The following is a 25,985-nucleotide window of genomic DNA, read 5'->3' as shown; positions in this document are numbered from 1 at the left end:
TATGCCGAATGACGCATGAACATGCTACTTTTTGAAAATTGAATCTCTGTCCGTCCCAACAAAACAGTGGTATACTAAACCCATATTAATAGAAAGCGAGTTTTGTCATGAAAACAGGGACAGGCTGGATATTAATTGCGGTTTTAGCCTTATCGACCGTTTTTTTATTTTCCAACGTAACGGCAGAAATCACAAACGTACAATCAGTAAGACAAATAGTCAATGAGCACATTGACCGCGACGCCCTCTACTTGTCTTCAAACAGTACAATTGTTGATGCCAATGGCCGAACGTTTGCGGAACTAAATAACGGAACGAACCGAGTTTACTTGCCTTATAGCGATATTCCAGAAACAGTCATTCATGCTTTTATCGCCACTGAAGACAAGCGTTTTTTTGAGCACCACGGCTTCGATGCCACAGGCATTGCCAGAGCTTTTCTTGCAAATGCAAGCGAAGGCGGCATTGACCAAGGGGCAAGCACCATTACCCAGCAAATGGTACGCAATATCTTTTTAGACCATTCCCGTACATATGAGCGAAAAGTGAGTGAACTGCTTTATGCCTATGAGCTGGAACAACAGTATTCTAAGGAAGAAATTCTTGAGCTTTATTTAAATTCCATTTACTTCGGCAACGGCGCTTATGGCGTTGAGGCAGCGGCTCAGCTTTATTTCAGCGAAACAACGAACCAGTTGTCCCTTGCGCAAATCGCGTTTTTGACAGCCATTCCGAATAATCCAACTTATTATGATCCTTTTAAAGACGAAGCCGCACATACCCATGAACGAAAAGAATGGGTCTTGCAAAAGATGGAAGAGGAAGGGTTCATTACGTCTGCTGAGCATAACGAAGCATTGGAAGAATCGATCGTCTTACATCGTTCCCAGCTTAAAAACGAATTTCCTGATTACAGCGATTTTATCTTAGCTGAATTTAAAATGCTTATCCGCCAACTAGAGAATATGGAGGAAGCGCCAAGCGAGGAAGTCGAAGCGCGCGTTAACGAACTGCTGAAACAAGGGGTAACGATTGAAACAGCGCTTGATCCAGACCGGCAACAGCGGCTAGTCGACAGCGTGGTTCGAGAATTGCCTGACAACGCACAAGGAGCTGCGATGGTGATCGATAATGATAAACGTACGATTGTCGCGATTAGTAACGGAAGAGGCTACGAACGGGGCAACCTCATGTACGCGACACAGTCGTTTCGCCACCATGGGTCCGCTTTTAAACCATTGATCGACTATGTGCCTTATTTAGAAGAAACAGGTGCTCCGCTAACCGCAACTTTTAACGGCAATCCATCGCCTAACTGTGCTCAAAACAGCAGCAAACAAACAGTTGGCTGTGTGAATAACTACAATCATGCTATGCCTGGCGTTGTCACAATGCGAGAAGCATTCAAACATTCCTACAATGTCCCGGCGGAATACATGCTGGCGCAAGTCGGCGTCGAAAAAGCGTTATCTTACTTAGAGCCTTTTTCTTTTAGCAAACTTAATGACGAGGAACGCGGCCTCGCTCTTGCCTTAGGCACCGTTGATGTCTCCGTTTATGAAATGGCCCAAGCCTATTCCACTTTTGCACACGACGGCAAATTTGCTCCAGCACATGGCATCGTTCGCGTTGTTGATGAACACGGGGAAACGCTCTATCAATGGGACGATGTGAAAGAAGTGCTTGTCTGGTCAAAGGAAACGAATGACAAAATGCGGACGTTGTTGGCGGATGTAATCGCCTCAGGGACAGGCAAAGGAATTACGTTGGGGCAAAATGGCTACATCGGCGGAAAGACAGGAACGAGCAGTCAATACCGCGACCTTGCCTTTTCTGGACTAACCGACAAATACACGGCTTCGGTATGGGTAGGAAGGGATGAAGGTTCCGTGGAAGACTTGTCGCCAAGACGACCAGCAATGAATATTTGGGAAACGGCCGTACGCGAGTAGCCTGGCCATCAATGGGAACGAAGATAAACGGACGTAGAGAGGGTTGATACCATACAAAAAACCGGTTCCCGACTCACGACTAAAGACAAGCGCTCTATTTAGTCTAGTATGGCAGGGTCTTCCGGTTTTTTGTAACGGGCTATTGTTTATGAGGGTTGTCCTCATAGCCTCCAGCAAAAATTGAAATTAAAAAGACGACACAAACGCTCATCATCAAAAACGTTCTCATTTTTCCTACTCCTCCTCGCAGGGGCTCGGCTGATTCCATTTCATTATAGCGAATCTGCTCACACTTGAAAAGCATTCCAGTAAACTTTCTAAAACGTTTTCACTTAAAAGAAAGGGTTTTTTCACTATGTATGTTGTCATGAATGAATTGCATGTACCACCAGAAAGAAAAGCGGTGCTGACTGAACGGTTTCGTCAATCAGCAGAGCGCATGGCAGAGGTGCCAGGTTGTTTAGAGTTTTTGTTCCTCACAAACATGGAAGAAACAGGAAAGCAAATTGTTTTTACGAAATGGGCGTCAAAGCAAGATTATGAAAATTGGCTTTCCAGCCCTGCTTTCGCTAATGCTCATTCTGGCAAATCAAAGCAAGCAAAGCCTGCCGCTTCTGCTAATGAGCTTTTTGCCTATGAAGTCGCCCACTATTTTTGCAAAGGCGACTAAAACACCACGATCACCATTTTGTGTTAAGGAGACGACCATGACAAATCGGTATTTAACCGGACATCTTCCATTAATCAGCATATTGCTTTTTAGTTTAGCGTTATCGCTATTTGGCCAATCCTTTGCCATTGGCTGGCTTGAAGAGAATGGCGTTCTTGCCAGCATGACAGAGTTGATCCGTGAAAACGAAATCCGCCTTGGGGTCACGATTCTGTTTTTATTGGCCTTTTTTATGCTATTTTCGGCTTTAAAATTGATTGCCGATACAGTGTTTTCACTGTCATTGCTGTTTTTTTCAAAAGATGAAGAGGGCGCGCTTTGGCAAAAGGTACAAGGCGGCGCCTGGATTTTTCTTGGGGCAAGCATCCTATCCCTTGCTGCCGTAAAAATGATCTTTGCCATTTTGTTACTATTTGTTGCTGCTGCCTTTAGTTATTTGTTGTTTGCCATTTACCGAATTGCCGACTCTTTGACGATTCCAGGCTTAATTGGTTTTGTTTGTTTTCAGCTTTTGTTTTGGGCCGCGTTTTTAGTTACCATCATTTATTTCGCTATCCGCCTTTATAATTCATTTGTCGCCAGCCTTCCTTTATAACAGCATGAACAAGCTCGCACACAGCAACGAGGCGAGCTTGTTTTATTGGACGTTTGGAAATCCTTGTTGCCTTAATGCTTCATACAAAACAATTGCAGCTGTATTGGATAAATTAAGGGAGCGGATTAAATCGGTTTGCGGGATACGGAGGCAGCGTTCAGTGTTTGCCTCTGTTAGATGGTTAGGCAAGCCTGTCGTTTCCTTGCCAAAGACAAAAAAATGGTCAACCTCTGTGTTACGGAAATCAAAGTCCGTATATGGTTTAGAGCCAACTGTCTCAATATAATAGAAAAGCCCTTCTGGATAAGTTTCAAACAGTTCTTCAATCGAATCATAATAGTGAATCGTAACATTAGGCCAATAATCGCAGCCAGCCCGCTTCAACATCCGGTCTTCAGTGGAAAACCCAAGCGGGCGTATTAAATGGAGCGTCGCATTGGTTCCTGCGCATGTGCGGGCAATGTTTCCTGTATTTGCTGGAATTTCAGGTTGGTATAGGACAATATGTAAACTCATGAAAAGCACCTCGGTCTTTACTCAAATACCGCCATTATAGCATGTATCACATTCTTTTCCTAGTTCTCTTTGCCGTCCCCTAATACAAGTTGCCACAGTTTAAAGCCTTCTAGTCAACGACAATGCGAAAAAATTTATATTGGATATCTGGTGTATAAGCAGGTGAATTTTGGTAAGTCCAATAACGCATGCGGCTATTAACTGTTTGCGCATTGACGAGAGGTTCATTGCGCAAATCTTTCGCTACAACAATTGCGGTATGATCCCATCTCCCCGACCCATCAAAGTCATAGCAAATGACATCGCCAGGCAACAATTGGCTTGCTCGTTGTTTTTCCTCGCCACGGAGTCCCTTTTGGGCGCCGCTTAAATACCAGCGAAATGAATGGGCAACAGACCAGCTTAAACTCATCGATTGGCTGTTTTCATACCACCAACCGTGGTGTGTGTTGCCTTTAGCAGTCATTGGAGCACCTCCAGCATACAGGCATTGCGATATAAAATTGGTGCAATTGTCTTCAAAGCGCTTAAATGCGGGGTTATAATCATTCCACCACCTTTCCGCGTATCGGACTGCATCACGGCGGTTGTACTCACGGTGCTTTTGACTTTGCTCGTCTCGCGCCCCCGCGCTTTCATTTTGTGCGTCTTGCACTGGCCCTTGGAGCAGACGGACATCGGCACGTAGCCTTCCCTCTGTAAAGGTTGCCCTACGTTTAAATACCCTTTCTTCCATATAGCTGCCTTCATCTTGAACAATCAACCGTTCAAGCAAAATCGCGTAATCGACTTGTGTCACTTGTTCATGGGTGCGTACCGAAATGATGTCCCCTGAAGCTTGGGAACGGACGACTTCTGCCCCCCTTTTTTCCATCTCTTTCCGCTCTTGTTCAATTGCTTTTTTTTCATCATCGTCAAAGATGGACGCATCTCCTCTTACATACGCTTGGTTCATTTTCTCTACACGGTCATGAATTGCTTTTACGAGTTTCTTTTTCATCGCCATCCTCCTCTCTTCCAATCATATGGCGTTTTTTAAAAACAATGATTGAATAATTATTTATTAATATGTATAATTAAACAAAACGATTACGGAGGCCCTTCTAAATGATACGGTTCGCACAACAGGCAGACGCCAACGCCCTTCATCATTTATTGCAACTTGCATTTAGCAAATATGACACCGAATTGACCGATACACCAGCCCTTGCAGAAACGCCGACCTCTCTAAAAGAAAAGATTGCTTCAAGTCACAAGGCACTCCTTGTCTTAAAAAATGGGCAAATTTCGGCAATGTGTTTATTTCAATTCGCAAATCGCCGTTGCCATTTTATCCGTCTCTGTGTCCACCCGGCATACCAAGGTCAAGGGCTGGGTACTTTGCTTCTGAAAGAAATGGAACAGCATGCGAACGCCCAAGGTTGTTCCTCAATGTGTTGCCAAGCACGGAAAGCCAACTGTGCTTACTACGAAAAACTAGGCTACAGCATTTTTGGGTACAACGCTCAATCTGACTTGTATTTGTTAAAAAAGATGCTCAAGGAAAGGCAAACAAGGCAGTGTGCATAAGCACACTGCCTCCAGACTGTAGACAAACGCTCGCATACTTCGTCGTTTGCCTCACTCATCTACTCATGAACCCCCGTTCTATTCGCATCTTCCCTCGGCTGCACTCCTCGTCTGACAAACGTTTTCTATCAGTCTGAGGGCGGTTATCGACTTTGTCGACAACCTCAAGGCAGCGTGCATAAGCACACTGCCTTGTTTTATGAGGATATTTTTAATGCTCCTTCGAGGCCTAGTAATAGTTGCTTTTTCGTCAAGCCGCCTCCGTACCCCACCATTGCCCCATTGCTGCCGATTACTCTATGGCATGGGATCAATATAGGAAGGGGGTTTTGATTATTGGCGCCTCCCACTGCGCGAACGGCTTTTGGCGCTCCTATTGCCTGGGCAATATCTTTGTACGATTTTGTTTTACCATAGCCAATATTTTGTAGTTCTTTCCACACTTTTAGTTGAAACGGCGTACCGATTAAATCGATGTCGGCATCAAACTCAACACGGAGACCATTAAAGTATTCGCGCAACTGCCCACAAATATCAAGATCTTCATTTTCGTCTAAATGAATCCATTGAGGCCGGATTCCCGCTTTTGACAGCTTTGCCGTAACTTGTGCTTTGTTTATTTCACCAAAGTGGATTTGGCAAACTCCTCGCTCCGATGCGACAATGGACAACAATCCAAGGGGACTCTCCATTTCTTTGACGTACATTTGCTTAAGCGAACTCATGCCATTCCCTTCTTCCCTGAAAAGATTAAAGCCGTCTTTATTATTGGGACCCATTCTGTTTTTTCAACAGATCGAGCCCTTTTTCGATTTCAATTTGCACAAGCTGGTCCGTTTCTGTCTCTTTCGCTTTTAGCAGCGCTTTTTCCTCTTTTTCCGACCCGCCAATTTTGCCAATCGCCCAAGCTGCCGTACCACGGATAACAGGCCGAGGATCAGAAGCAAGCAATTCACACAGTTTCGGCAAAGCGCTTTTTTCCTTGTAATGAGCAAGAGCGATAATGGCATTGCGTTGGATCGGCTTTTTGCCACGCCATGAGCCTGCCATATGGCCAAACTGCTCTTTAAATTTACGATTGCTTATCGACAACAACGGCTCTAGTAATGGTTTGCACAGCTCTGGATCTGGTTCCATTTCTTGATGGTGATGGCTGTCGATTCCTTTATTATATGGGCATACTAGCTGGCAGGTGTCCCACCCGTATAAATAATTCCCGATTTTTTCCCGATACTCATCAGGCATAAATCCTTTCGTTTGCGTTTGGTACGACAAACAAGCCTGTGCATTCAGTTCCCCGGGACCAACGAGAGCGCCAGTTGGACACGCATCAATGCATTTTGTGCATGAACCACATAAATCTTCAAGCGGTTCATCTAACGGGAACGGCAAGGATGTTAATAAGTTGCCAAGGAATACGAAGCTTCCAAATTCAGGCGTAATCGTAAACGTATTTTTCGCTGACCAGCCTATGCCGGCACGTTCTGCCACAGCTCGGTCAGATAAAGCACCTGTGTCAACCATTCGCACCATTTCCGTTTCCCCAACCCGTTCGCGCAAAAATGCCTCCAGTTTTTTTAAACGGTCATTGAGGACGGTGTGATAATCTTGTCCCCATGACGAGCGCGAAAAAACGCCACGCCTTGCCCCTGGAATGCTTTTAGGCGCTTTTTTCATTTTTGTCGGATAGGCAACGGCAATCGAGATAATCGTACGTGCACTTGGCAAGCTCAGCCGCGGATCGACCCGTTCTTCCAATACCGGATGTTCAAAGCCTGAAGCATATCCTTTCTCTTGGTGCTCGATTAAACGGTCTTTTAATGACAGAAATGGCTCAGCAGATGCAATTCGCAGTTTATCAACGCCGATTTCAGCGCTATAAGCGAGCAAATCAGCTTTCAGTTGGGCGTAATCCATGCCCTTGTCTCCTTTTTTGCAATACGCTTTTATTGATTTAAGCAACCGATACGACGATAATGAATATATCACTTTAGGAGGTCGCTATGACGATTGGTTTGCTTTATTCCTATCATATCGAAATTGGCCCATCATCACAAATGTTAAAAGGACGTCTCCAGTTTTTTCAAGAATTGCTGCACTTTGATTTGCAAGATGCTCCGCTTAACGCTTTTGTTGCACGAGAAAACTGGCCCCAAAAAGGGACGCTCCATCATGAGGCCTTGTTTGCCTCGCTTCAAGAAGGGGACTTTTTTAAACCGGTCCATTCAGCAGTGGACTTGACTCGTTTTTTTATGCTTGAGTATAAATTGCCAATTACTTTTCATGACGCCGATTCCCTGAAAACACCGTTAATGGTTGATCCAAAACGGGCTACTGTTTCCGACCAATTAGGCTTGATTTCCAGTCCAGATACGGTTGCTTTGCGAACAGAAGCATCGGAAACGACGACAAATGGACTGCATGTTTTTTACTTTCCGAACCATTTACATGAGGACAAGCGCTTGCCTTTGCTCCAAGCAGCGGGCAGCATGTTTACCCATGTACATGGCGGCAGCACATCGATTCAACTTGTGGAAAGTTCGTCATCCGATGTTTAAGAAAATCGCGATCGGGTATAGTAACGGTAGGCTTACCATAAGGAGGAATCATCCATGGCACAAGAAAAAATCCAACAATTATTAAACAAACAAGTAGCAACTTGGAGTGTTTTATATGTGAAATTGCATAACTACCATTGGTATGTGAAGGGCCCGCACTTTTTTACACTCCACGAGAAATTTGAAGAGTTATACAATGAAGCTGGAGAAACAGTGGACGAATTGGCAGAACGCCTGCTTGCCTTAAAAGGTCAACCGGTGGCAACAATGGATGAGTTTCTGCAACTATCCGCGATAAAAGAGGGCGATAAAACGCTGTCTCCTGATGAAATGGTTCGTGACTTAGTACGCGATTACGAAAAAATTTCTGATGAGCTTAAAAGCGGTATTGACACATGTGGCTCTCTTGGCGACGATGCAACCCAAGACATGCTCATTGGCTTGCAAGAAAACATTGAAAAACACGCATGGATGCTTCGTGCATATACAAAAGAAACGTCGGACATTCGCTCTTAAAAAAGCGGCATACAAACGAGATAATGCGAGCGTTTTGTTATAGTTTAAAAGCTGCCCTTTGGCAGCTTTTTTTATGTGCAAGCCCCATACGCCTCTTAATGGTTCATCTCCGAATAAGTGTATGCACATAGAAGGCGATAGGTGGCTTCCAGTGAAGATTGATGGGTCCGTTCCATCGAATGGGAACCTTCAATGCCTGGCCCAATTAAGCCATGGACTAAATCATGGCCTGCCTTAATAGCAGCAGATGCATCTGAACTATAGTAAGGATAAATGTCTAATTTGTATGGAATCGACTCTTGTTGGCATAGCGAAACAAGGTGTGTCCGCAATCCATAATGGTACGGGCCGCTTCCGTCTTTCGCACAAATGGAAACAGTAAATTCATCGGTTTGCTGGCCGTCGCCAATGGCACCCATATCGACGGCAACATATTCAATCACCTTTTCGGGAATCCCAGCGTTTCCGCCGAAGCCAATTTCTTCATTGTTTGAAATGAGGAAATGGGTCGTATAAGGAAGCTTGATCTTGCTGCCTGCAAGTTGTTTCATTAACTGCAAAAGCAAGGCCACACTCGCTTTATCATCCAAATGGCGCGATTTAATAAAACCAGACGGCGTTTGCTCGAAACGAGGAGCAAAACTAATGAAATCTCCTACGGCAATTCCTAATGCTTTCGTGTCTTTTTCATCATGGACAGCGGCATCAATTCGCACTTCAATATTTTCTTCATTCCGTTTTGCAGTGTCTGCGTCCTTGTAAACATGGACAGAAGATTGATGCATGACAATCGTTCCTGACACCGTGCTTTTGTCTGATTTATGGATCAGGCAATATTCCCCTTCAATGGAGTGAAACGCGTATCCGCCAATTTTGTCAATCGCCAATCGCCCGTTCTCTTTAATGTCTTTCACGATCGCCCCTAATGTATCAACATGGGCAGTGAGCATTCGCTGCTTATCATTGTTTTTCCCATCAATTGTGGCAAGGAGCGCCCCTTTATTTAACAATTGCGTCTGGATTCCGACATCCTCCAAAAAACGCCTAATATAGGCGATCGCTTCGCCGGTGTACCCTGAAGGGCTTGGAATGTGGACCAAGTCTTTCAAAATGGAAATGATCCCCTGGAGTTCTTTATCATACATTTTGTCTGTTCCTTCTTTCTATATAGCCTTCTTCTCATCATAGCGACTTTGCTACAAACTCGCAATTATTCAAAGTTCCAATTTGCGTGTGAGAAAAACAGATACACCCATGTAAACAAAAACCACTACTAGCGTATCGATAAGCATTTGCCACGGACTCGTCTGTGAAAACAGCACGATTGGATTGCTGTCATAAGGCACAGTGGTATTTGCTTCAAATTTAATGGAAATATACGGATAAAAAACCCAGACAAGAACAATATAGACAGCAATAATACCTACTTTTTTCCAGCTGCGAGGGATGCCTAATAAAAGAAACAACAATAAAAATACAACTAAAATACCGCTAATAGGGCTAATAAACAGCGCCCACAAATATTCCCAGCCAAACACTGGCAACATCTCAAATCCTTTTATCATTCGAGTCGCACTTTCTACGCCTGATGTCCAAAGTGTCATCACCAAGAACAGCGAAAAAGCAAGCACCATTTGAATGTATTGCCACCCTAATACAGCCAATATTTTGCTCGCCAACTTCACATGGATCGAGCCAGGCATGGCGTACCAATCATATTGGGTGCGTTTCCGCCACTCTTTCCAAATGGCTTCCACAGCGATGGCTAAACATAATACAAACACGAAAACAAAAAACAATGCGCCTGCCGCCGTCAACGCTTGTATTCCAAAAGGTTCGCCAATTCGTACTTGCAATGCTTTTAGAAGAATCACACCAGTGAACAAAAGCAAAAAAATGATCGTGTTCACAGGAAGCAACATAAAAAAATTACGTTTCAGATAGAACCAAAATACGTTCATTTTTTGCCCACCTCTGCAAACAAATCCTTGAGGGACTGTCCTTTCTCTAAGCGCCATTCCTCTAAATCAGTAATAACGTCCGCTTCATCTTCGCGTAAAAAAATGACACCATCAGCAAGCATTTCCACATCTTCATACGCATGGGTCGCCATGATGATCATCCGTTCTTCTTCCACTAGGAAATCTGTTAACACAGCAATCATCGCCTCTTTTTTTGCTGTATCAAGATTAGCGAGCAATTCGTCAATAAAAATAAAAGGCTTCGGCTTAGCAAGGGCAACGATTAACGAGAGCAAGTGTTGCTGCCCTTTTGAAAGCGCCCCCCATTTAGTCCCTTCTTCCAATCCGGCGGTTTTGCACATTTCTAACGCACGGCGATGCTGGAACGTCTCGTAAACCGCTTTTTGGTCATGCAAAATCGTTTTTACCCGTTTATGGGGCTCGAAACCACCCTCTTCTGAGACATAACTGGCTAATTGAACACGCGCCGCTCGCTTATGCTCGCCATCGAGGGAGATGCGGCCCTTTCCAGCCGGCGCAAGTCCTGCACACACTTTTAAAAATGTCGTTTTGCCTGCACCATTTGCGCCTAGAAGTACGATAAAGCGATTTTTTGTCATCTCTACTGATAAATTTGCAAAAACACGCTTTCGGCCATATTTTTTTTCCAGTGATTCGACCACTAGTGCACTCATGGGTTTCCCATCTCCTTTAATGACCGTTCTAAAGAGGCGCTAATTTCTTGATTGGAAAAACCGAGCTTTCTCATGAATGTAATTAACGCTTGCATCTGCGCATCAGCCAATGTTTCCTTCAGCTGTTTAATCACGGTTAAATCGGTTGTTACAAAAGTACCTTGACCCCTTTTTGAGAACGTAATTTGTTCACGGTCCATTTCTAAATACGCCCGTGAAACAGTGTTTGGGTTTACTTGCAATCGTTGTGCCGTTTCCCGGACCGAGGGCAGCTTGTCTCCAGGAGCCAACTCGCCGCTGCATATTTGCTGATAATAATATTCGGCAATCTGTGTGTAAATAGCCTTATTCGGATCAAATTGCATGCTGCGGATCACTCCCCCCTCTTATCTAAATGAAATAAAGCCAGGCGAGTTACGCCTGGCCCAGACTGTAGCCAAACGCTTGCATCCTTGGCTTCGTTGCTCACCTCGGCTGACAAGCGTTTTCTATCAGTCTGAATTTAAACGCCCGACTTTTTTATTAAAGCACATCTCGCTTTTGAAAAACAACATGTGCCACAAGAAGAATCAAGGCAATATGGGCAGCTAAAAAGCCGAGTGATGCCCACATGTTTGCAAACGGCTCCGGCATCGTCCCCAATTCATGATAGTTGCTGTAAAAATCAATATGAGATAGAACAATCCACTTCGACCATTCGTATCTTACAATAAAAAATTGCACAATTGAGCCGAAAAACATCGGTAAAAACGTAATAATGATTGTTAAAGCGGTGCTTTTTGTGAGGACAGCAATCAATGTTGCAAGCGCCATATAAAAGACAAGCGTCGGCAACTGATAAAGGGCTGTCGCTGCTGTATCTTTTGCGATCTCCAACACAGTTGCGTCTGATTGGAAAACAAGAATTCCTGTTACGGTTGTGATAAGAACAAGAATCCCAAAGGCAAGCCCTGCCAAAAGAAAATTGCCTGCCCATTTGCTTATCAAAACCTTCGTCCGCGATGTGGGGCGAATTAACAATTGTTTGACCGTTCCATGCGCATGTTCGCCTGCAATAGCGCCTGCAATGAGAACGACCCCATAAAGCATAATAAAAGTTGGAAATAACATGACGCTTATTTCAGAAAAATCTTCGGCAGCAATCGTTATGTCAGTGTTTGCTTGGACAAGAAGAGCGATGCCAAGTGCCCCTACCATGAAGACAGCCATTACAATCGAAAATAGCCACATTTTTCGCCCGTACCACGACTTTAGCCACTCATTATGAATAAGACCGATCATGAGACATCCTCCTTTTGCCCTTCTGTTATTGAAAAATAAGCGTCTTCCAAACGATTGCGGTAAGACATGCCATAGACATTGACTCCTGCTGCAACGAGGGCATTAACAAGCTTTGGTATTTGCTCATACGGTTGTTTTTCTAGTTCCAATTTCCCTGCGACTTCCCCTACTTTTCCGAAGCCAGCAAGCACACTTTTTGCTTGCTCTACAGGCTCTGCTTCAATTTGAATATTAAAAGTTGCCGCTTTTTCTTTAACAGCAGTATTCATTGAAATTTGTTCGATGACTTCCCCATGTTTAATGATAATGGCTTTGTCACACAACATTTCGATTTCGTTTAGTTGATGGCTTGAGACAAGCAACGTGACGCCGTCTTCTCGTGCGAGCCGTTGCAAATAGTGACGCAAATCACGGATTCCTTTCGGATCAAGGCCGTTTGTCGGCTCATCAAGAATAAGGACGGAAGGCTTATGAAGCAAAGAGACGGCAATGCCCAGCCGTTGTTTCATACCGAGTGAATAAGATTTGACTTTTTTTTGCATCGCCCCTTCTAGCTCTACAAGCGTGACCACCTCATCGATCCGTTCTTTTGAAACAGGAGTAGCGCTCATCCGCGCAAAGTGCTCAAGATTTTGTCGTCCTGTTAAGTAGCCGTACAAATCTGGATCTTCGACAATGGCACCAATATGCGCCAATGCCTCTTCACGGTTCGTGCGCACTGATTTCCCTTCTATTTCCACATCTCCTGAATCAGGGGCAATTAAGGAAACAATCATACGAATTGTAGTTGTCTTCCCTGATCCATTTGGCCCTAAAAAGCCATAAATCGCTCCCCGTTCCAATTGGAATGACATGTTTTTTATAATCGGCTTTTTCCCAAGCGATTTATTAAGTTCTTTTACCTTTAAAGGGTACTCCATTTTCTCCACTCCTAACCCTATGTTCTAGTGTTCTATTTAAATAGTACACTAATATTAAGCTGGTTGCAAGAAAAATAAAAAGCTACTTCTCGGCATGTAACCATATACGTTCCCGCAGGTCTTCTTTAAATTTTAGGCTCTGTGAATTTGATACGTTTCCAAAATGCTGTTACAATAAGAACGAACGTTCTCTCCCAAAGGGTTGAACTGAGCAAAGTGTTTCGTTATTTAGTTTTTATTTCATTAACGAAGCAAGATGTTTAGATATAAAACGTAATAAAACAAGAAAATTTATGATTAGCGGATTCTAGAAGGCATTGGATGACGTAGTATAAAAAATAAGGAGTACAAAGCAGTGAATGAATTTTATCAGGCGTTAACATATGTAAATAAAATTTTTTATGAGCCAAATCACTTAATTATAAATGCTATTCAAGAAGAAGCGCAAAACTCAGATTATGGAGCTGGTATATTTCAACTAAATTCAAAATCGGTTAGATTTAGAGTCGCAAAAATCACACCTAACAAGATAGGACAGTTTGTTGTTTTTTGGGAAAAAGATCAAGCCAATAAAAATCAAGCCTTTTCATATGAAAAGGCTACTGATTTATTGGTTATCAATACTTTTACTAGTGACAATCATTTTGGCCAATTCGTATTTCCGAAAGAAGTTCTTGTAAAACAAAATATCCTTAAAACACCCACTACAAAAGGAAAAATGGCTATTAGAGTTTACCCTAGATGGGAACATCCCACTAGCAAACAAGCGCTTGAAACACAAAAATGGCAGTTAGCATACTTTATAGAGGTGAACAATACAAATCGTTTTCCAGGACAAGAACTATTAAAGCTGTATTCTTAACTAATTCCTAAGTTGGCTAATTAGTAACTAACAGATGCGTTATTGAAGAAGAACAATCAAATTTAGAAGAGCCACAGGTTTGATCCTTTTCTGATACACCTTCAACACTGCACTAGTACATGTCAGTTGATTTTTTATATTCATAAGGGGTTTTCCCCATGACTTCCTTAAATACTTTTCTAAACGATTTCACGTTAGGGAAGCCGGTTTCATAGGAGATCTCTGTAAGCGACTTGTTCGTAGTATCGAGCAAATCAATTGCTTTCTCTAGACAAAGGATCTGCTTGTACTCCGTAAATGTCTGCCCTGTATATTCATGAAACATCCTGGACAAATAAGCCTCAGAATAACCGCATATGCGGGCGGTTTCGGCCAAACTGATGTTTTCGGTATAATGCTCTTTAATAAAGTCTAGAATCGTTTGGATTTTTTGTCGATCGGATCTGCTAGTAGCAGGGGAAAGCTCGGCTGTTTGGCTAAAATGGCGCGCCAGCCAGTATTTCAACTCAATGATCCGGCTTTGTGCCAGAATATAGTCATACGTGCCCGTTGAATAATGAAGGTTGTATATTTCCATAAGCAGCGTTCTTAGATTGGACAGGACCTGCTCATCCAGCTGTTCTTCCGAGGTGTTCAATTGGATAAGAACTTGTTCGCTGGCAAAAAAAGATTCCGGAAAATACAGCACTAGCACGCGGTTCTCCGTAAGACTTTGAGTGGAGTGGGGGATATTGCTGTTTATGAACAGCATATCCTTATCCATTAGAGTGGTAACTTTTCCTTCGTGCCAGACCCGCAAGCTTCCGTTAATGCAGTAAATCAGTTCCATGTTGCTGTGAAAATGCATCGGAATAACTCTTTCTGTCGTCCTCGCCTGGAAAATAAAGAGGTTAATCAGCTTTTTACGATCGATTTCGATATGTTCATACATCTTTTTCATTTTGCCACCCCGTCACCAAACCGTGAACATGAACCTGCTTGGTTCCTTGGAACTAGAACCAGTCCCTTTTACCTATAGTATACCGATAGTAAAATACGCAAACAAGCGTCAATCCGTCAAAGGCATAAACGCAAAAAAGAAGGCAGCTCCGTCCACGGTGGGATCACTGCCTTCTCTTACCTGCTTGTACATTCAAAAGGGAGAGTCAGGGTACAAGGCAAGCCCGTAATGATGGGTACGTCAGAATCATTCGCTTCTGCCTCATTTATCTTTATACTTCCAGCAGGTTCAAATATATTGGGAACAATTACCGGCTAATCGCTGACAAGCCTATCATGGCGTTTTTGAGCGATGGAAAGTGATAAGTCACTCCTCGTCTATACTTTCTTGCAAGCGGTACATGCTTAAGACAGCTTCGCTGCAGTCTGACTCAAACCGCACGCTGCGCTCGTTCGTATCCTCTAGAAAGTAACGCAAAGAGAATACTTCCTCCCCTTCATTCACAAATAGCTCTATGCTGGAGCTTTCAATAAACATGTGCAATTCTGCAAGCGAATGACCGAGCACAGCTTTACGGTGTTCCTTCTCGTTCGTCAACCAGTTCGTTCTCCAGACAGTCAAACTGTTTTGCTCATGATCATAGTCGATCTGTACGGAGTTTCTGATGATGAGCTGGAAGCTGTCAGGTTGCTCCATAAACCGAATAACGACCTCAGCTGCTAGGGAAGGCAAGCTCCATTGACCGCTGTTGCTAATTCCTTCGTGCACTTCATGCTGCCTTAATAGCTGGAGCTCATGTAACGGTCTCTGATATAGCACACCATCTGCGAAAACGATTTCCCTTGGAAGAGTCAATGCATGAACCCATCCTTCCTCGATTGTCGGGACAGCTTGCTCTGTTTCCTCCGTCATTGCGCTCATCCACCCGAACATCAAAATTCGATTGTTGACCTTGAACGTTTGCGGGGCATAAAAATCAAATCCCCGGTCGAGCTCGTTGAAGTCAGACAACGTACCAAGAAATTTCCCGGACTCTAAAATGCGCCCAATAATATAACCTGATTGATTCGGATTTTTATATTGATCGCCTTCCTCTGGCAAGCCTTGCGGGGAAAAGACAAAGACATCATGTTCAGGAAACTGGAGCACATCAGGACATTCCCACATATATCCGAATGAATGCTCCTGTTCGAGAAACGATCCCTGGCACGACCAGCTGATCAAGTCTTCGGACTTATAAACAAGCGCATCTCCCGTAAGATCTTCCCGCTGGGCCCCTACGATCAACCACCAGTTGCCTGAATCGTCTTTCCAGACTTTCGGATCGCGGACATGTCTCGTATAACCAGCAGGATGCTCGAATAACGGACCGAGTTTCTGGAAATGGTGCCCGTCTTCAGAAACAGCCGCGCATTGATAACTTGCCCGTGTCCCATCTTTGTTGATGACGTTACCTGTATAGAAGAGATAAAGCTTTCCTTCATGAACAATGCTTCCGCCGGAATAAATGCCGTCCTTGTCGTACCATTCCGAAGGTACCAATGCCGTCTCTTTCCTATGCCAGTTCACTAGGTCATCGGAAACAACATGACCCCAGCTTTTGTTTTTATGTTCGGTGCCATAGGGATTCCACTGATAAAAAACATGATACTGACCTTGGAAATAGGCAAGCCCGTTCGGGTCATTTAATAAGCCGTGTGTCGGCGTAATATGGTACTTCAAGTTATAAGCGTCACTTTTACTCATCATGTTCCCCCGCCCGTAAAGCGAAGTTGAACGTCAGCGGCGTTTCTTGTGAGCTTGTGCCGATATAAACCTCAAAATCCCCCGGCTCGCTCTCGAACTTCATACTGGTTCCGTAAAATTTAAGCATGTCTTCTGAAATTGAAAACTGGACAGTCCCCGTTTCGCCGCTCCGCAAAAAAATCTGCTTGAAATCGGCCAACATTTTTATTGGCCTAGCTACACTGGCGAATTGGTCGCGGATGTACAGCTGGACCGTTTCCTTCCCATCATACTTTCCGGTGTTGGTAACGGATACCTCGATGTCGACTGGCTTATCGGCGCTCATTTCCTTGCGGCTGACGGACAGGAGGCTGTAGTCAAACGTCGTGTAGGATTTTCCGTACCCGAACGGATATAGCGGTTCATTCGCTTCATCAATGTACCGTGAGGCAAAACGGTAAAAACCATTTTCAGGCAAGTTTGGCCTTCCTGTTTTAAGCTCGTTGTAATAAACCGGAATTTGGCCAACGCTGCGAGGAAATGTCATCGCCAGCTTCCCTGACGGATTGGCTGTTCCGTATAGGATATTGGCCAGCGCTTCCCCTCCCATTGTTCCCGGGTACCAGGCCTGGATGAGGGCATCAGCTTGGGCCGCTACTTCGGTTAAAATTAACGGACGGCCGCTGTACACGATCACAACAAGTTTTTTGTTCAATTGACTGACTTCGTGAAGCAACTTCAGTTGCGGCTCTGGCAATGTAGGATTCGTGCGGGAACCGCCTTCTCCGCTTTGGTAGATGCTTTCTCCCAACGCGAGAACAACAACATCAGCTTCGCTAGCCTTGCGAACCGCTTCCTGGAGTAACACATCCTCATCAACCGTTTCAACAGGCAGTTTGTCTACATACTTGCCAAGCGCATCTCTGGCATAATCAGGCAGGAGGTGTGAACCCCTGCATACGGAAATTTGCTCAGGATCCACGTGCTTGAGCAGCCCTGTTTTCAAATTCACCGTATCCCTTTCATCCCCCTTAATGGCCCACATGCCGAGGGTAGAGGTTTCCTCTGCGTACGGACCAATCAAAGCGATCTTTGCCTGTTTCGACAACGGCAGCAGTTCTTGCTCATTCTTTAAGAGAACAAGGGATTGCTCTGCCAAAGACCGGGCGGCCGTCTTATGTTCGTCTGACAAGATGCGCGTTGCCAGCAGCGGACGGCTTTCCTTTAAACCGCGGAATGGGTCCTCAAACAGTCCTAAGTCGTTCTTCAGCTTTAAGACGCGGTACACAGCGTCATCCAGAAGCTGCTGCAATTCCTCATTGCCGTTTATTACGTTCTCCAACTGATTGGCGTAAACCGCTGTCTTCATATCGATATCAACACCGGCCACCAAAGCGAGCTTGGCGGCTGCTGCTTCATCTTCCGCGTAACCATGCATGATCAGTTCTTCCACAGCTGCGTAGTCTGAGATCAGCACTCCGTCAAACTTCATTTCCTGCCTGAGCAAATCCCGGTTCAGCCATTCGTTGCCTGTGGCGGGGATGCCGTTCAGCGTATTAAAGGCAGTCATGACAAGCTTGACTCCTGCATCGATTGCAGCCTGATAGCCAGGCAAATAATATTCCCTAAGCATATGCTCCGACATATCTACGGCGTTATACTCCCGGCCGGCTACAGGTGCGCCATAGGCGGCAAAGTGTTTGACACAAGCAGCAATTTTGTCGGCAGGAATGCTGTTTTCCCCTTGTCGGCCTTGGATGCCGTGTACCATGCTTTCTGCATACTTCTTAGCCAACAGCGTGTCCTCACCAGATGACTCCATTACCCGGCCCCAGCGAGGATCTCTGACGATATCGACCATAGGGGCAAATGTTACGTGTACACCTTCCTCGTAACATTCCCGGGCAGCAATCGACGCCGCGTACTCAATAGACTCAAAGTTCCAACTACACGTTTGGGCGAGGGGAATCGGAAAGATCGTCCGATAGCCGTAGATAATATCCGCCATGAACAGCAGTGGGATTTTATGATTGGATTTTTCCAGATAATCGGTTTGCAGCTGAATAATTTTTTCGCGATCGGTCACGTTGAGGATCGAACCGGTGTTATATACATTATAATTTTGATGCAGCCCCAATTTTTTAAGCGGTCCTGTGACAACCGTATCTAGATCTCCTTCAAAAAAATCACCAGTCAACTGTACAAGCTGGCCGATTTTCTCTTCAACAGTAAGACTGCCCAATTTCTCAAGCAGCTGATTATTTTGCATGGTTCTCCTCCTAATTTGTTTATTTCAGATTTGTTTTCTCTTTAAAGCCAAACATCCATGTAAGGGCAAACGCTATCCCAAATCCAATCACGCAGACTGCAATGTACGGAATGATTTGCGCGTTTAAGTACAGCAACATACCTGGAATGACTGTAATCGACATGCCTGTTGCCTGAACATCGAGGATCCGGGCAAAGAATCCAGCAACGGCGCCACCGATCAAGCCCATCAGGAACGGCTTGCCATAACGGATATTCACACCGAAAATAGCTGGCTCCGTAATGCCGAGCAAAGCAGACAAGGAAGAAGGGTAAGCAATCGACTTCGTCTTGAGGCTTTTCGCCTTCAAGCCAACAGCCAACGCGGCTCCCGCTTGTGCAGCGATCGAACCAGAGCTGATTGCATTGACCATATTCCAGCCGGTGTCACTTAGCATTTGAATTTCGATCAAGTTTAAGGCATGATGAAGCCCCGTCACAACGATAAATTGATTAATGCCACCATAGATGAAGCCGCCAATTCCGAACGGCAACTGCAGAATCCATGTAACTGCTGTCAAGATTAAAATCTCTACTTCATGGAACACAGGACCGAGCACAAACAGTCCTAGCATTAGAGCGATCAGCAATGTTAAAAATGGCGTCAAAATTAAATCCAACGCAGCGGGAACGAGTTTGCGGATTCTTTTCTCTAGCAACGCACCAACTATACCGATAATAAACGCAGGCAACACCGAGCCCTGATAACCGGCTACTTTAATAAATCCAAGGAACATTAGCGGTTCCTGAACATTCTGGGCGACATCCCAGGACGTTGGCAGGGAAGGGCTGACGAGCATCAAGCCGAGCACAATCCCAAGCAGCGGTGAACCGCCAAACACTCGAAAGGTTGACCAACATACGAGCACGGGCAAGAAACCAAAAGCAGTGTCTGTCAAAATTTGCGTGAACACTAAAAAATTGTCGGAAATGCTGTCTGGAGTAAGTCCAAACCACGCGAGGATGGCAGGCTGCGTAATAAGGCCTCTGACACCCATGAATAATCCCGTAGCAACCAACGCTGGGATAATCGGTACGAATACGTCCCCGAACACCCGGATCATTCGCTTAAAGAAATGATCATCTTGCTCAGAAGCCTTCTCTTTCAATTCCGCTTTGGAAGTAGAAGAGACGTCCTCTCCGATCATGGCCTCATATACTCGATTGACGGTACCGGTTCCAAAAATGATTTGATATTGCCCAGAAGTAAAAAAGACCCCTTTAGCCTTGTCCACGTTCTCAATAAATTCATCATCAATGATATCCCGATCCTTGACAATCAGTCTAAGTCGTGTGGCACAGTGTGCCATCGATATGATATTTTCTTTTCCACCAAGCCCTTTAATTACATCCTGGGCAATTTTTTTATATTCCTTTTCAGGCCCCATCTGTCTCTTCCTTTCAACTAATTAAGTAGCTTCCTGCTTCTAAGCATATCAAGATGGCGCTTACAATCAACGCTATTATTTTACGTGATTAAGGGCAAATTTTGACCTTTTGTATATTTTGCCCTGGGAAGACGGGCGGAACAGCAATATATGTAAGCTATTTCTAAATTCTGGACGCCACTTCTGTTCTTTTTCCATGCAATGTATAAACATAAAGTGTATTTTGTCCAAAGATATTCTTTATAAACCTTAAAAATGATAGGTACTACAATGGTCCATGCCATCTTGATTCGCCTCTAGTCTTTGTTTAGGCAATGATCGGTACAATAATGTGTTTAAAATTGGAAAAGATCGTCTTCTGACGATCTTTAAGAGGAGCTTTAATTGTAAATTTTTTCTTCATTAGTAGAAATCACTGAAAATCCCTCATAGTCTTTGGCTGCAATTCGATCACAGATTTGACGGTAATTGCCGACCCCTCCCAGATAAGCTAAGAACCCTCTTGGCTTACCTACAATGTTCGTCCCCATGTACCAGGAGTTCGTCTTAGTAACCAACGTAGAATTAGCAATTTCCTGGAAATGCTTGCTCCACCCTTCTTCCGCTTCCACCGTTGCTTCCAAGGCTTCAATCTCGTTACTGCGAAGATATTCAATACAGTCGGAAATCCATTCAACGTGCTGCTCAATGGAAACCAACATATTGCCTATCACAGAAGGACTCTGAGGGCCTGTAATCATAAAAAGATTAGGAAAATCAGCGACTGCGATTCCAAGGTATGTCCTTAACCTTGCTCCCTCTTCCCATTTTTCCTTCAACGAAATTCCAGACTTACCGCGGATATCCATTTTAAATAAGGGCCCTGTCATGGCATCAAATCCAGTTGCACATACAATCATGTCTAGATCATACATTGCTTCCACTGTCCCCGTTGAGGTAATCTCTTCAATCGGGGCTGACCTGACATCAACCAAAGAGACATTGTCACGGTTAAAGGTTTCAAAGTAATTGTTGTCTATAACCGGTCGTTTCGTTGCGTAATAGAACGACGGCATCAGTTTCGTTGCTACTTCAGGATCCCGTACAATTTGACGTATCTTGCAACGGAAGAAATCGGTGATCGTTTCATTCGCTTTTGCTTCAACGAGCAAATCGTTATAGCTGTACAACATCGATAAGAGCCTGCCATCCTCCCACGCTGCCTCATATACAAGTTCGCGTACTTCTGGTGAATCTTGCAGCGCAGACTGATCACGAGCGTGGAACGGTACACCGTGCATAGAGTCACGCATCCGTTCCTTAATTTCTTCATAGTTTTCAACGGTTTTCCGCATGAACTCCCGATTGTAAGGATGATTTTTTGCTGGGGCGCTATACTGTGGCGTACGTTGAAAAATAGTAAGATGCTTCGCCTCTTGAGCAATAATCGGGATACACTGGCTGCCGGTCGAACTTGTCCCAATCACGCCGACCCGCTTACCTGCAAAGCTTACCTTCTCATGGGGCCAACGTCCAGTGTGGTACATCTCGCCTTGAAAGGTATCTATGCCCTTGAATTTCGGCATGTTGGGTACAGATAAACAGCCTACCGCTGTGATGAAGTATTTTGCCGACGCCTGCATGCCATTGCTAGTTTGGATATTCCATCTATGGGTTTGATTATCATAATGGGCTGCGATAATCTTTGTCCCTAATTCGATATCACAGCGCAGATCGAACTTATCGGCCACATAGTTGATATAACGTAAGATTTCCGGCTGATCTGCATACCTCGATGACCACGTCCACTCATGAAGCAATTCTTCGGAAAACGTATAGTTATAATAGATGCTTTCGATGTCGCAACGTACTCCGGGATAACGATTCCAGTACCACGTGCCCCCGATATCGTCACCAGCTTCAAAAACCCGAACGGATAAACCAGCTTCACGTAAACGATGAAGCATATACAAACCCGAAAAACCTGCACCTGCAACAATTGCATCAAAGTTAGTGCCTCGATTTGCTTGTTTAGTTGATGACATTGTATGGCTACTCAATCCCCATTCCTCCTAAAAGTAGGCTGCAAAAATTCATCCCCTCAACAAGTTATTGTTGGTTACTATGAATTTCAGGATAATGTTTGGGCCATATGTTCAAGAAACGCTTCTTCGCCCAACTCTCTACGAAGCTTCAAAAGTGCTTTTGCATCTTTACCAACAACATACCTGAACTGGTTAGTTCCGTCCGTTGCTGCCTGACAGATGGCTTCCGCAACCAATTCTGGGGAAGATATGCTGTCAGAATTTATGGTTGTTTCCTGCCATCTGGGTCGATTTAAAGTATTCTTGATAATCTGTCAACGAATCATCGGACAACACCTCGATCGATCTTCCGAAAAAGTCGGTTTTGACCACACCACGTTTCATCGCATCGCGCCCCCTATTAAACAATGGTTGTTCCACATCACATGTCAAGTTAAGTAATGTGGAATCCTCACGTTGCATTTATGCCCTTCTCACTGCTCTTTTAAGTAGTCATAAACAACGTCCGGTTTAGATAACGTCAAATCAGTCACGATGTGTGAAGCGGAAATAACCTCAAGCACGGGAAGATCCGCCATAGGAGCCAGTGCATGGGCAAACAATTGCAACCGGGCCGGTGCAGTCCAAGCGCCATGAATGGTCAAATCCTTGGTCTGTGTGCGCAACAGTCGGCATACCTGCTGACTACCGTCAAAGTCCGGCACAATTTTCAGCATGTATGTTGGTTTTGTAAGCTCTTGACGAGCGAGCTCTAAGTCGAGAGGTTGATGTTTATAACCCATTGTAGCCGTGGCCACGCGTAACGACCCATAGTCCAAAGTACCAACTAATGTGTCCGAATCAATGTACAATCTTGGCGAGCCAAGTTTTTTCGGGTATGCACTTGCCTCACGTCCACCCGCAATCGCAGGATGATTGTCCACATACATAGCATGTAGATAATCGCCCTTCTCGCCGTTGAAGGATACCGGTATCACTTGGCCGGATTCTGTGTAGGCCCCCAAACCAGTAACATCCGGCATATACATGATTTCAAATTTGACCAGAGGCTCATCAATTTCAAGCGGCTCGGGAACGATACGTCTTAGCGCTTCCATATCGGTACGATACAGAATGTTCAGATACTCGCGATTACGAAAATAAAAAGGGCCAGAAGGATATGCAGGAGCCCCCAACGGAGTCGTCATTTGCTTGCGTATTTCATTTTTCTTCATTATTATGTATCTCCTTGTCGCTTTTCAATTTCCATAAAATTAATTGTCTGGTTACTTTCAACAAATATATCAATACCTTTAATGGTTTCTTTTGGGAGTTCTTCTACTAATGCTTGCATTTGATCCTCATCGCGATAAATGAGCCACCAATCCATGACAGCTTCCATATAGGCAATAGTAGGAGAGTCGGGATGGTAGTTAATGATTAACAATCGCCCGCCTGGATTAAGGAGCTGAAACAATCTCTTTGTTAATCTTTTAGCCAGTTTGTCTGAAAGATAATCATATACACCAAGAGAGTATATAAAATCAAATGTAGGAAGAGGCACTTTGTTTCTAATGATGTCAACCACGGAAGCGTGGATCGTTTCTCCAAAACCCTTTATCGCCTCTGCAGCAACCGAAAGAGCTTCCCGGTCTTGATCAATGGCGACAAATTTTCCAATGCTTTTGTTTTTCACCGCAGTACAATCCGATGTTTCCCTTAAATGGCCACAAGCGACTGAGAGAATAGAAGGATTCGCAACACGTTCTGATGTTTGATTAATCATTTTGGAAAGTATCCGCCTTCTTTCTCGATTAGCATGATTTGCATGACCTATACGGTTTATGTCGTAATAAAGAAGATCGGAAATTTCTGCTTGTTCATTCTCGTAGGGTGACGATTCCAATTTTTCATAGTCATACTGCAAGTCCAGCATTATCGGATCACCTGCATAGCCTCGGGGTTTTTCAAATGCTCGACGAGATAGTGGCTCTTGCCAGAAAAATGCACTTACTGGATGCTCACGATATTGAGAGATAAATTGCTTCCAATCTTCTGTGGAAGAATGGTGACGTATGTTTCTTAATTCATCATAAAGAGTGCTAAAAGCCTCAGAGTATTGACCTTGATTAATTTTCGTTTCAATATTATTAAGTAAATTTCGAATAAAATTGGTTTCCATGTACGTTTTCCTCCTCTTAAGAACTTTGCTACAGATCCACGGTTTATCTATAAACGGTTTACCAGCTCCTTAAAGTACAAAGTTAAACAAAAACAATTTCAAAAATACTAATATTCGGTTAAAACAGACGGGCATTTTACAGATTAAAGGTTTGTAAATCGTTTAGTTTGTAAGTTTTCAAACGCCTCGAACCCATCCAGAAGTTTTCTTTTTTAGATTCGGATACGATTTACCAAATAACAGAACAAACAGACCATGAATATCCGACCCCAAAACCAACTAACATAAGCTTGTCTCCTCGTTTTATTTTCCTATCCCTTGATTCATGGTACAGGGCTATTGGGATAGTAGAGGAGACTGTATTACCGTACTCACGTAGTTGAATGGAGAACTTGTCTTTGGGAATTTCTAATTTCTCCCGTAGCGCCTTCATCATATGTTCATTAGCTTGATGAAAAACAAAATAATCATAGTCAGTAATAGTCTCGTTGTTCTGCTGAAGAAATTTTCTAACACAGCTCGTTACTTCTTTCGACGCAAATTTAAATATTTTATAACCATTCATATACAAATTTACTCTGGAACGGATATTGCCTTTATCATCTTGCTGTTCCATTAGTGAGTCAGTTGTTTGTCGTTCGCGCATTCCACCAGCAGGAACAATGAGATTCTTGCCGCCGCTTCCATCAGTACCGAATTCAAAAGGCCCTACAGAAGAATGAGGTCGCTCACACCTAGTTATTAAAGTAGCAGCTGAACCGTCTCCAAATAATTCTGTGACCGAGTAGTCTTTTGGATGAATAAATTTACTGTAGGTATCTGCAGTAATCAATAGAACGTTTTTTGCTGTTCCAGTTTCAATCAATCCTTTTGCGAGCGATAAACCATACACAAAACCTGAACAACCAAGATTTATATCTAAAGCCCCGCAGGAAGTTGGCAAACCCATTCGATCTTGAATTAAACAAGCAGTCGTAGGCAAGTAATGATCAGGTGACTGTGTACAGAATAATAAAAAATCGATATCTTCAGGTTTGCATACATTTGAATCAAACAGTTTTCGGGCAGCTTCACAAGCTAAATCTGAAGCAAGTTCATCTTCTCCAGCAATATGTCGTGAATGGATACCGATTTTTTTAGTTAGTTTGCTTTCCGGATCGTTTCGAACTTTATTATAAGGAACAAAAAATTCAATCGATTTGATGTAGCTTGAATACATGCTGCCCTCCTATTTTGCCGCAAAATCCCATTCTAGCGTCAAATGTTCTTATTCTAGTCATGATGTTTTCTAGTAAAGTCTCCGTCACCGGGAAATGGCCGAAGTATGCTCAATTTGGAACACATT

The 25,985-nt window shown here is 43.9% G+C and carries 26 protein-coding genes; 7 read left to right on the top strand and 19 right to left on the bottom strand.

Annotated elements, in window-relative coordinates:
* Nucleotides 1-107: 107 nt before the first annotated feature.
* The 3 genes from V5G21_RS16705 (at nt 108) to V5G21_RS16695 (ending at nt 3,217) form a co-directional block, all read left to right on the top strand.
* Nucleotides 108-1,952, top strand: coding sequence for a transglycosylase domain-containing protein (locus V5G21_RS16705; protein ID WP_011246317.1), 1,845 nt, complete (start codon nt 108-110; stop codon nt 1,950-1,952).
* Between the two features lie 355 nt (nt 1,953-2,307).
* Complete coding sequence (locus tag V5G21_RS16700; protein ID WP_011246316.1) at nt 2,308-2,622, top strand: antibiotic biosynthesis monooxygenase family protein; 315 nt, start codon at nt 2,308-2,310, stop codon at nt 2,620-2,622.
* A gap of 37 nt (nt 2,623-2,659) precedes the next feature.
* Complete coding sequence (locus tag V5G21_RS16695) at nt 2,660-3,217, top strand: YufK family protein (protein WP_011246315.1); 558 nt, start codon at nt 2,660-2,662, stop codon at nt 3,215-3,217.
* A 42-nt stretch (nt 3,218-3,259) separates the two neighbouring features.
* Here the strand turns inward: V5G21_RS16695 and trmL are convergent, their stop codons facing one another.
* Together trmL and V5G21_RS16685 are read right to left on the bottom strand one after the other, a co-directional pair.
* Nucleotides 3,260-3,733: a tRNA (uridine(34)/cytosine(34)/5-carboxymethylaminomethyluridine(34)-2'-O)-methyltransferase TrmL gene (gene trmL / locus V5G21_RS16690; protein ID WP_011246314.1), complete on the bottom strand. Its 474-nt coding sequence runs from the start codon at nt 3,731-3,733 to the stop codon at nt 3,260-3,262.
* A 109-nt stretch (nt 3,734-3,842) separates the two neighbouring features.
* Nucleotides 3,843-4,733 (bottom strand): amidase domain-containing protein, encoded by an 891-nt coding sequence (locus tag V5G21_RS16685; RefSeq protein WP_011246313.1) that lies wholly within the window; start codon nt 4,731-4,733, stop codon nt 3,843-3,845.
* Nucleotides 4,734-4,840: 107 nt separating this feature from the next.
* Between V5G21_RS16685 and V5G21_RS16680 the strand changes: the two genes are divergently transcribed.
* Nucleotides 4,841-5,302: a GNAT family N-acetyltransferase gene (locus tag V5G21_RS16680; RefSeq protein WP_035204437.1), complete on the top strand. Its 462-nt coding sequence runs from the start codon at nt 4,841-4,843 to the stop codon at nt 5,300-5,302.
* Between the two features lie 197 nt (nt 5,303-5,499).
* Here V5G21_RS16680 and V5G21_RS16675 read toward each other — a convergent pair whose 3' ends face one another.
* Both V5G21_RS16675 and queG read right to left on the bottom strand, forming a co-directional pair.
* Nucleotides 5,500-6,027, bottom strand: coding sequence for a methylated-DNA--[protein]-cysteine S-methyltransferase (locus tag V5G21_RS16675; protein WP_011246311.1), 528 nt, complete (start codon nt 6,025-6,027; stop codon nt 5,500-5,502).
* A 40-nt stretch (nt 6,028-6,067) separates the two neighbouring features.
* Nucleotides 6,068-7,219: a tRNA epoxyqueuosine(34) reductase QueG gene (queG, locus tag V5G21_RS16670; RefSeq protein WP_011246310.1), complete on the bottom strand. Its 1,152-nt coding sequence runs from the start codon at nt 7,217-7,219 to the stop codon at nt 6,068-6,070.
* A gap of 86 nt (nt 7,220-7,305) precedes the next feature.
* Here queG and V5G21_RS16665 point away from each other — a divergent pair, with 86 nt between their 5' ends.
* Both V5G21_RS16665 and V5G21_RS16660 read left to right on the top strand, forming a co-directional pair.
* A complete protein-coding gene (locus V5G21_RS16665) occupies nt 7,306-7,860 on the top strand; it encodes a hypothetical protein (RefSeq protein WP_011246309.1) in 555 nt (184 codons plus the stop codon).
* A gap of 54 nt (nt 7,861-7,914) precedes the next feature.
* Nucleotides 7,915-8,376 carry a Dps family protein gene (locus V5G21_RS16660; protein ID WP_011246308.1) on the top strand — a complete coding sequence of 154 codons (462 nt, stop codon included), beginning with the start codon at nt 7,915-7,917 and terminating at the stop codon, nt 8,374-8,376.
* Between the two features lie 95 nt (nt 8,377-8,471).
* On the opposite strand, the gene V5G21_RS16655 is transcribed toward V5G21_RS16660, so the two are convergent.
* The 6 genes from V5G21_RS16655 to V5G21_RS16630 all read right to left on the bottom strand — a co-directional run bounded on the left by V5G21_RS16655 (nt 8,472) and on the right by V5G21_RS16630 (nt 13,233).
* Nucleotides 8,472-9,521: a M42 family metallopeptidase gene (locus V5G21_RS16655; RefSeq protein WP_063608285.1), complete on the bottom strand. Its 1,050-nt coding sequence runs from the start codon at nt 9,519-9,521 to the stop codon at nt 8,472-8,474.
* A gap of 69 nt (nt 9,522-9,590) precedes the next feature.
* Entirely contained in the window at nt 9,591-10,337 is a 747-nt protein-coding gene (locus V5G21_RS16650) for a hypothetical protein (protein ID WP_011246306.1), read from the bottom strand.
* On the bottom strand, nt 10,334-11,032 hold the full coding sequence (locus V5G21_RS16645; RefSeq protein WP_035204429.1) for an ATP-binding cassette domain-containing protein: 699 nt from the start codon (nt 11,030-11,032) through the stop codon (nt 10,334-10,336). Before V5G21_RS16645 ends, V5G21_RS16650 begins: the two co-directional genes overlap by 4 nt.
* Entirely contained in the window at nt 11,029-11,409 is a 381-nt protein-coding gene (locus tag V5G21_RS16640) for a GntR family transcriptional regulator (RefSeq protein WP_142237501.1), read from the bottom strand. Before V5G21_RS16640 ends, V5G21_RS16645 begins: the two co-directional genes overlap by 4 nt.
* Before the next feature lie 145 nt (nt 11,410-11,554).
* Complete coding sequence (locus V5G21_RS16635; RefSeq protein WP_035204427.1) at nt 11,555-12,313, bottom strand: ABC transporter permease; 759 nt, start codon at nt 12,311-12,313, stop codon at nt 11,555-11,557.
* Entirely contained in the window at nt 12,310-13,233 is a 924-nt protein-coding gene (locus tag V5G21_RS16630; RefSeq protein WP_011246302.1) for an ABC transporter ATP-binding protein, read from the bottom strand. The genes V5G21_RS16635 and V5G21_RS16630 overlap by 4 nt, the downstream gene beginning before the upstream one ends.
* A gap of 355 nt (nt 13,234-13,588) precedes the next feature.
* Between V5G21_RS16630 and V5G21_RS16625 the strand changes: the two genes are divergently transcribed.
* Entirely contained in the window at nt 13,589-14,095 is a 507-nt protein-coding gene (locus tag V5G21_RS16625) for a MepB family protein (protein WP_011246301.1), read from the top strand.
* Between the two features lie 112 nt (nt 14,096-14,207).
* Here V5G21_RS16625 and V5G21_RS16620 read toward each other — a convergent pair whose 3' ends face one another.
* The 9 genes from V5G21_RS16620 to V5G21_RS16580 all read right to left on the bottom strand — a co-directional run bounded on the left by V5G21_RS16620 (nt 14,208) and on the right by V5G21_RS16580 (nt 25,859).
* Complete coding sequence (locus V5G21_RS16620; protein WP_338464960.1) at nt 14,208-15,035, bottom strand: AraC family transcriptional regulator; 828 nt, start codon at nt 15,033-15,035, stop codon at nt 14,208-14,210.
* Nucleotides 15,036-15,401: 366 nt separating this feature from the next.
* Nucleotides 15,402-16,781, bottom strand: coding sequence for a glycoside hydrolase family 32 protein (locus V5G21_RS16615; protein WP_338464959.1), 1,380 nt, complete (start codon nt 16,779-16,781; stop codon nt 15,402-15,404).
* Nucleotides 16,774-19,029: a beta-glucosidase BglX gene (bglX, locus tag V5G21_RS16610; protein WP_338464958.1), complete on the bottom strand. Its 2,256-nt coding sequence runs from the start codon at nt 19,027-19,029 to the stop codon at nt 16,774-16,776. Before bglX ends, V5G21_RS16615 begins: the two co-directional genes overlap by 8 nt.
* 19 nt (nt 19,030-19,048) lie before the next feature.
* Entirely contained in the window at nt 19,049-20,455 is a 1,407-nt protein-coding gene (locus V5G21_RS16605; protein ID WP_011246297.1) for a sucrose-specific PTS transporter subunit IIBC, read from the bottom strand.
* A gap of 380 nt (nt 20,456-20,835) precedes the next feature.
* Nucleotides 20,836-22,494 carry a flavin-containing monooxygenase gene (locus tag V5G21_RS16600; RefSeq protein ID WP_279626583.1) on the bottom strand — a complete coding sequence of 553 codons (1,659 nt, stop codon included), beginning with the start codon at nt 22,492-22,494 and terminating at the stop codon, nt 20,836-20,838.
* A gap of 240 nt (nt 22,495-22,734) precedes the next feature.
* Nucleotides 22,735-22,941: a hypothetical protein gene (locus tag V5G21_RS16595; protein WP_073303918.1), complete on the bottom strand. Its 207-nt coding sequence runs from the start codon at nt 22,939-22,941 to the stop codon at nt 22,735-22,737.
* 11 nt (nt 22,942-22,952) lie between these two features.
* Entirely contained in the window at nt 22,953-23,693 is a 741-nt protein-coding gene (locus V5G21_RS16590; RefSeq protein WP_073303915.1) for an acetoacetate decarboxylase, read from the bottom strand.
* Between the two features lie 2 nt (nt 23,694-23,695).
* The gene (locus V5G21_RS16585) at nt 23,696-24,640 is read right to left on the bottom strand and encodes a class I SAM-dependent methyltransferase (protein WP_338464957.1); all 945 of its coding nucleotides are present in this window, start codon (nt 24,638-24,640) and stop codon (nt 23,696-23,698) included.
* Between the two features lie 229 nt (nt 24,641-24,869).
* Nucleotides 24,870-25,859: a 3-oxoacyl-ACP synthase III family protein gene (locus V5G21_RS16580; protein WP_073303910.1), complete on the bottom strand. Its 990-nt coding sequence runs from the start codon at nt 25,857-25,859 to the stop codon at nt 24,870-24,872.
* Nucleotides 25,860-25,985: the final 126 nt, after the last annotated feature.

This window comes from Shouchella rhizosphaerae (genome assembly GCF_036700015.1).
In the GTDB taxonomy this organism is placed as follows: domain Bacteria; phylum Bacillota; class Bacilli; order Bacillales; family Bacillaceae_D; genus Shouchella; species Shouchella rhizosphaerae.
This window is presented reverse-complemented; position numbering and strand designations above follow the sequence as displayed.

What these genes read in the sequence shown, in the direction of transcription:
- V5G21_RS16705 (WP_011246317.1), top strand. Translation starts at nt 108, where the DNA reads ATGAAAACAGGGACAGGCTGGATATTAATTGCGGTTTTAGCCTTATCG.
- V5G21_RS16700 (WP_011246316.1), top strand. Translation starts at nt 2,308, where the DNA reads ATGTATGTTGTCATGAATGAATTGCATGTACCACCAGAAAGAAAAGCG.
- V5G21_RS16695 (WP_011246315.1), top strand. Translation starts at nt 2,660, where the DNA reads ATGACAAATCGGTATTTAACCGGACATCTTCCATTAATCAGCATATTG.
- trmL (WP_011246314.1), bottom strand. Translation starts at nt 3,733, where the DNA reads ATGAGTTTACATATTGTCCTATACCAACCTGAAATTCCAGCAAATACA.
- V5G21_RS16685 (WP_011246313.1), bottom strand. Translation starts at nt 4,733, where the DNA reads ATGAAAAAGAAACTCGTAAAAGCAATTCATGACCGTGTAGAGAAAATG.
- V5G21_RS16680 (WP_035204437.1), top strand. Translation starts at nt 4,841, where the DNA reads ATGATACGGTTCGCACAACAGGCAGACGCCAACGCCCTTCATCATTTA.
- V5G21_RS16675 (WP_011246311.1), bottom strand. Translation starts at nt 6,027, where the DNA reads ATGAGTTCGCTTAAGCAAATGTACGTCAAAGAAATGGAGAGTCCCCTT.
- queG (WP_011246310.1), bottom strand. Translation starts at nt 7,219, where the DNA reads ATGGATTACGCCCAACTGAAAGCTGATTTGCTCGCTTATAGCGCTGAA.
- V5G21_RS16665 (WP_011246309.1), top strand. Translation starts at nt 7,306, where the DNA reads ATGACGATTGGTTTGCTTTATTCCTATCATATCGAAATTGGCCCATCA.
- V5G21_RS16660 (WP_011246308.1), top strand. Translation starts at nt 7,915, where the DNA reads ATGGCACAAGAAAAAATCCAACAATTATTAAACAAACAAGTAGCAACT.
- V5G21_RS16655 (WP_063608285.1), bottom strand. Translation starts at nt 9,521, where the DNA reads ATGTATGATAAAGAACTCCAGGGGATCATTTCCATTTTGAAAGACTTG.
- V5G21_RS16650 (WP_011246306.1), bottom strand. Translation starts at nt 10,337, where the DNA reads ATGAACGTATTTTGGTTCTATCTGAAACGTAATTTTTTTATGTTGCTT.
- V5G21_RS16645 (WP_035204429.1), bottom strand. Translation starts at nt 11,032, where the DNA reads ATGAGTGCACTAGTGGTCGAATCACTGGAAAAAAAATATGGCCGAAAG.
- V5G21_RS16635 (WP_035204427.1), bottom strand. Translation starts at nt 12,313, where the DNA reads ATGATCGGTCTTATTCATAATGAGTGGCTAAAGTCGTGGTACGGGCGA.
- V5G21_RS16630 (WP_011246302.1), bottom strand. Translation starts at nt 13,233, where the DNA reads ATGGAGTACCCTTTAAAGGTAAAAGAACTTAATAAATCGCTTGGGAAA.
- V5G21_RS16620 (WP_338464960.1), bottom strand. Translation starts at nt 15,035, where the DNA reads ATGAAAAAGATGTATGAACATATCGAAATCGATCGTAAAAAGCTGATT.
- V5G21_RS16615 (WP_338464959.1), bottom strand. Translation starts at nt 16,781, where the DNA reads ATGAGTAAAAGTGACGCTTATAACTTGAAGTACCATATTACGCCGACA.
- bglX (WP_338464958.1), bottom strand. Translation starts at nt 19,029, where the DNA reads ATGCAAAATAATCAGCTGCTTGAGAAATTGGGCAGTCTTACTGTTGAA.
- V5G21_RS16605 (WP_011246297.1), bottom strand. Translation starts at nt 20,455, where the DNA reads ATGGGGCCTGAAAAGGAATATAAAAAAATTGCCCAGGATGTAATTAAA.
- V5G21_RS16595 (WP_073303918.1), bottom strand. Translation starts at nt 22,941, where the DNA reads ATGCAACGTGAGGATTCCACATTACTTAACTTGACATGTGATGTGGAA.
- V5G21_RS16590 (WP_073303915.1), bottom strand. Translation starts at nt 23,693, where the DNA reads ATGAAGAAAAATGAAATACGCAAGCAAATGACGACTCCGTTGGGGGCT.
- V5G21_RS16585 (WP_338464957.1), bottom strand. Translation starts at nt 24,640, where the DNA reads ATGGAAACCAATTTTATTCGAAATTTACTTAATAATATTGAAACGAAA.
- V5G21_RS16580 (WP_073303910.1), bottom strand. Translation starts at nt 25,859, where the DNA reads ATGTATTCAAGCTACATCAAATCGATTGAATTTTTTGTTCCTTATAAT.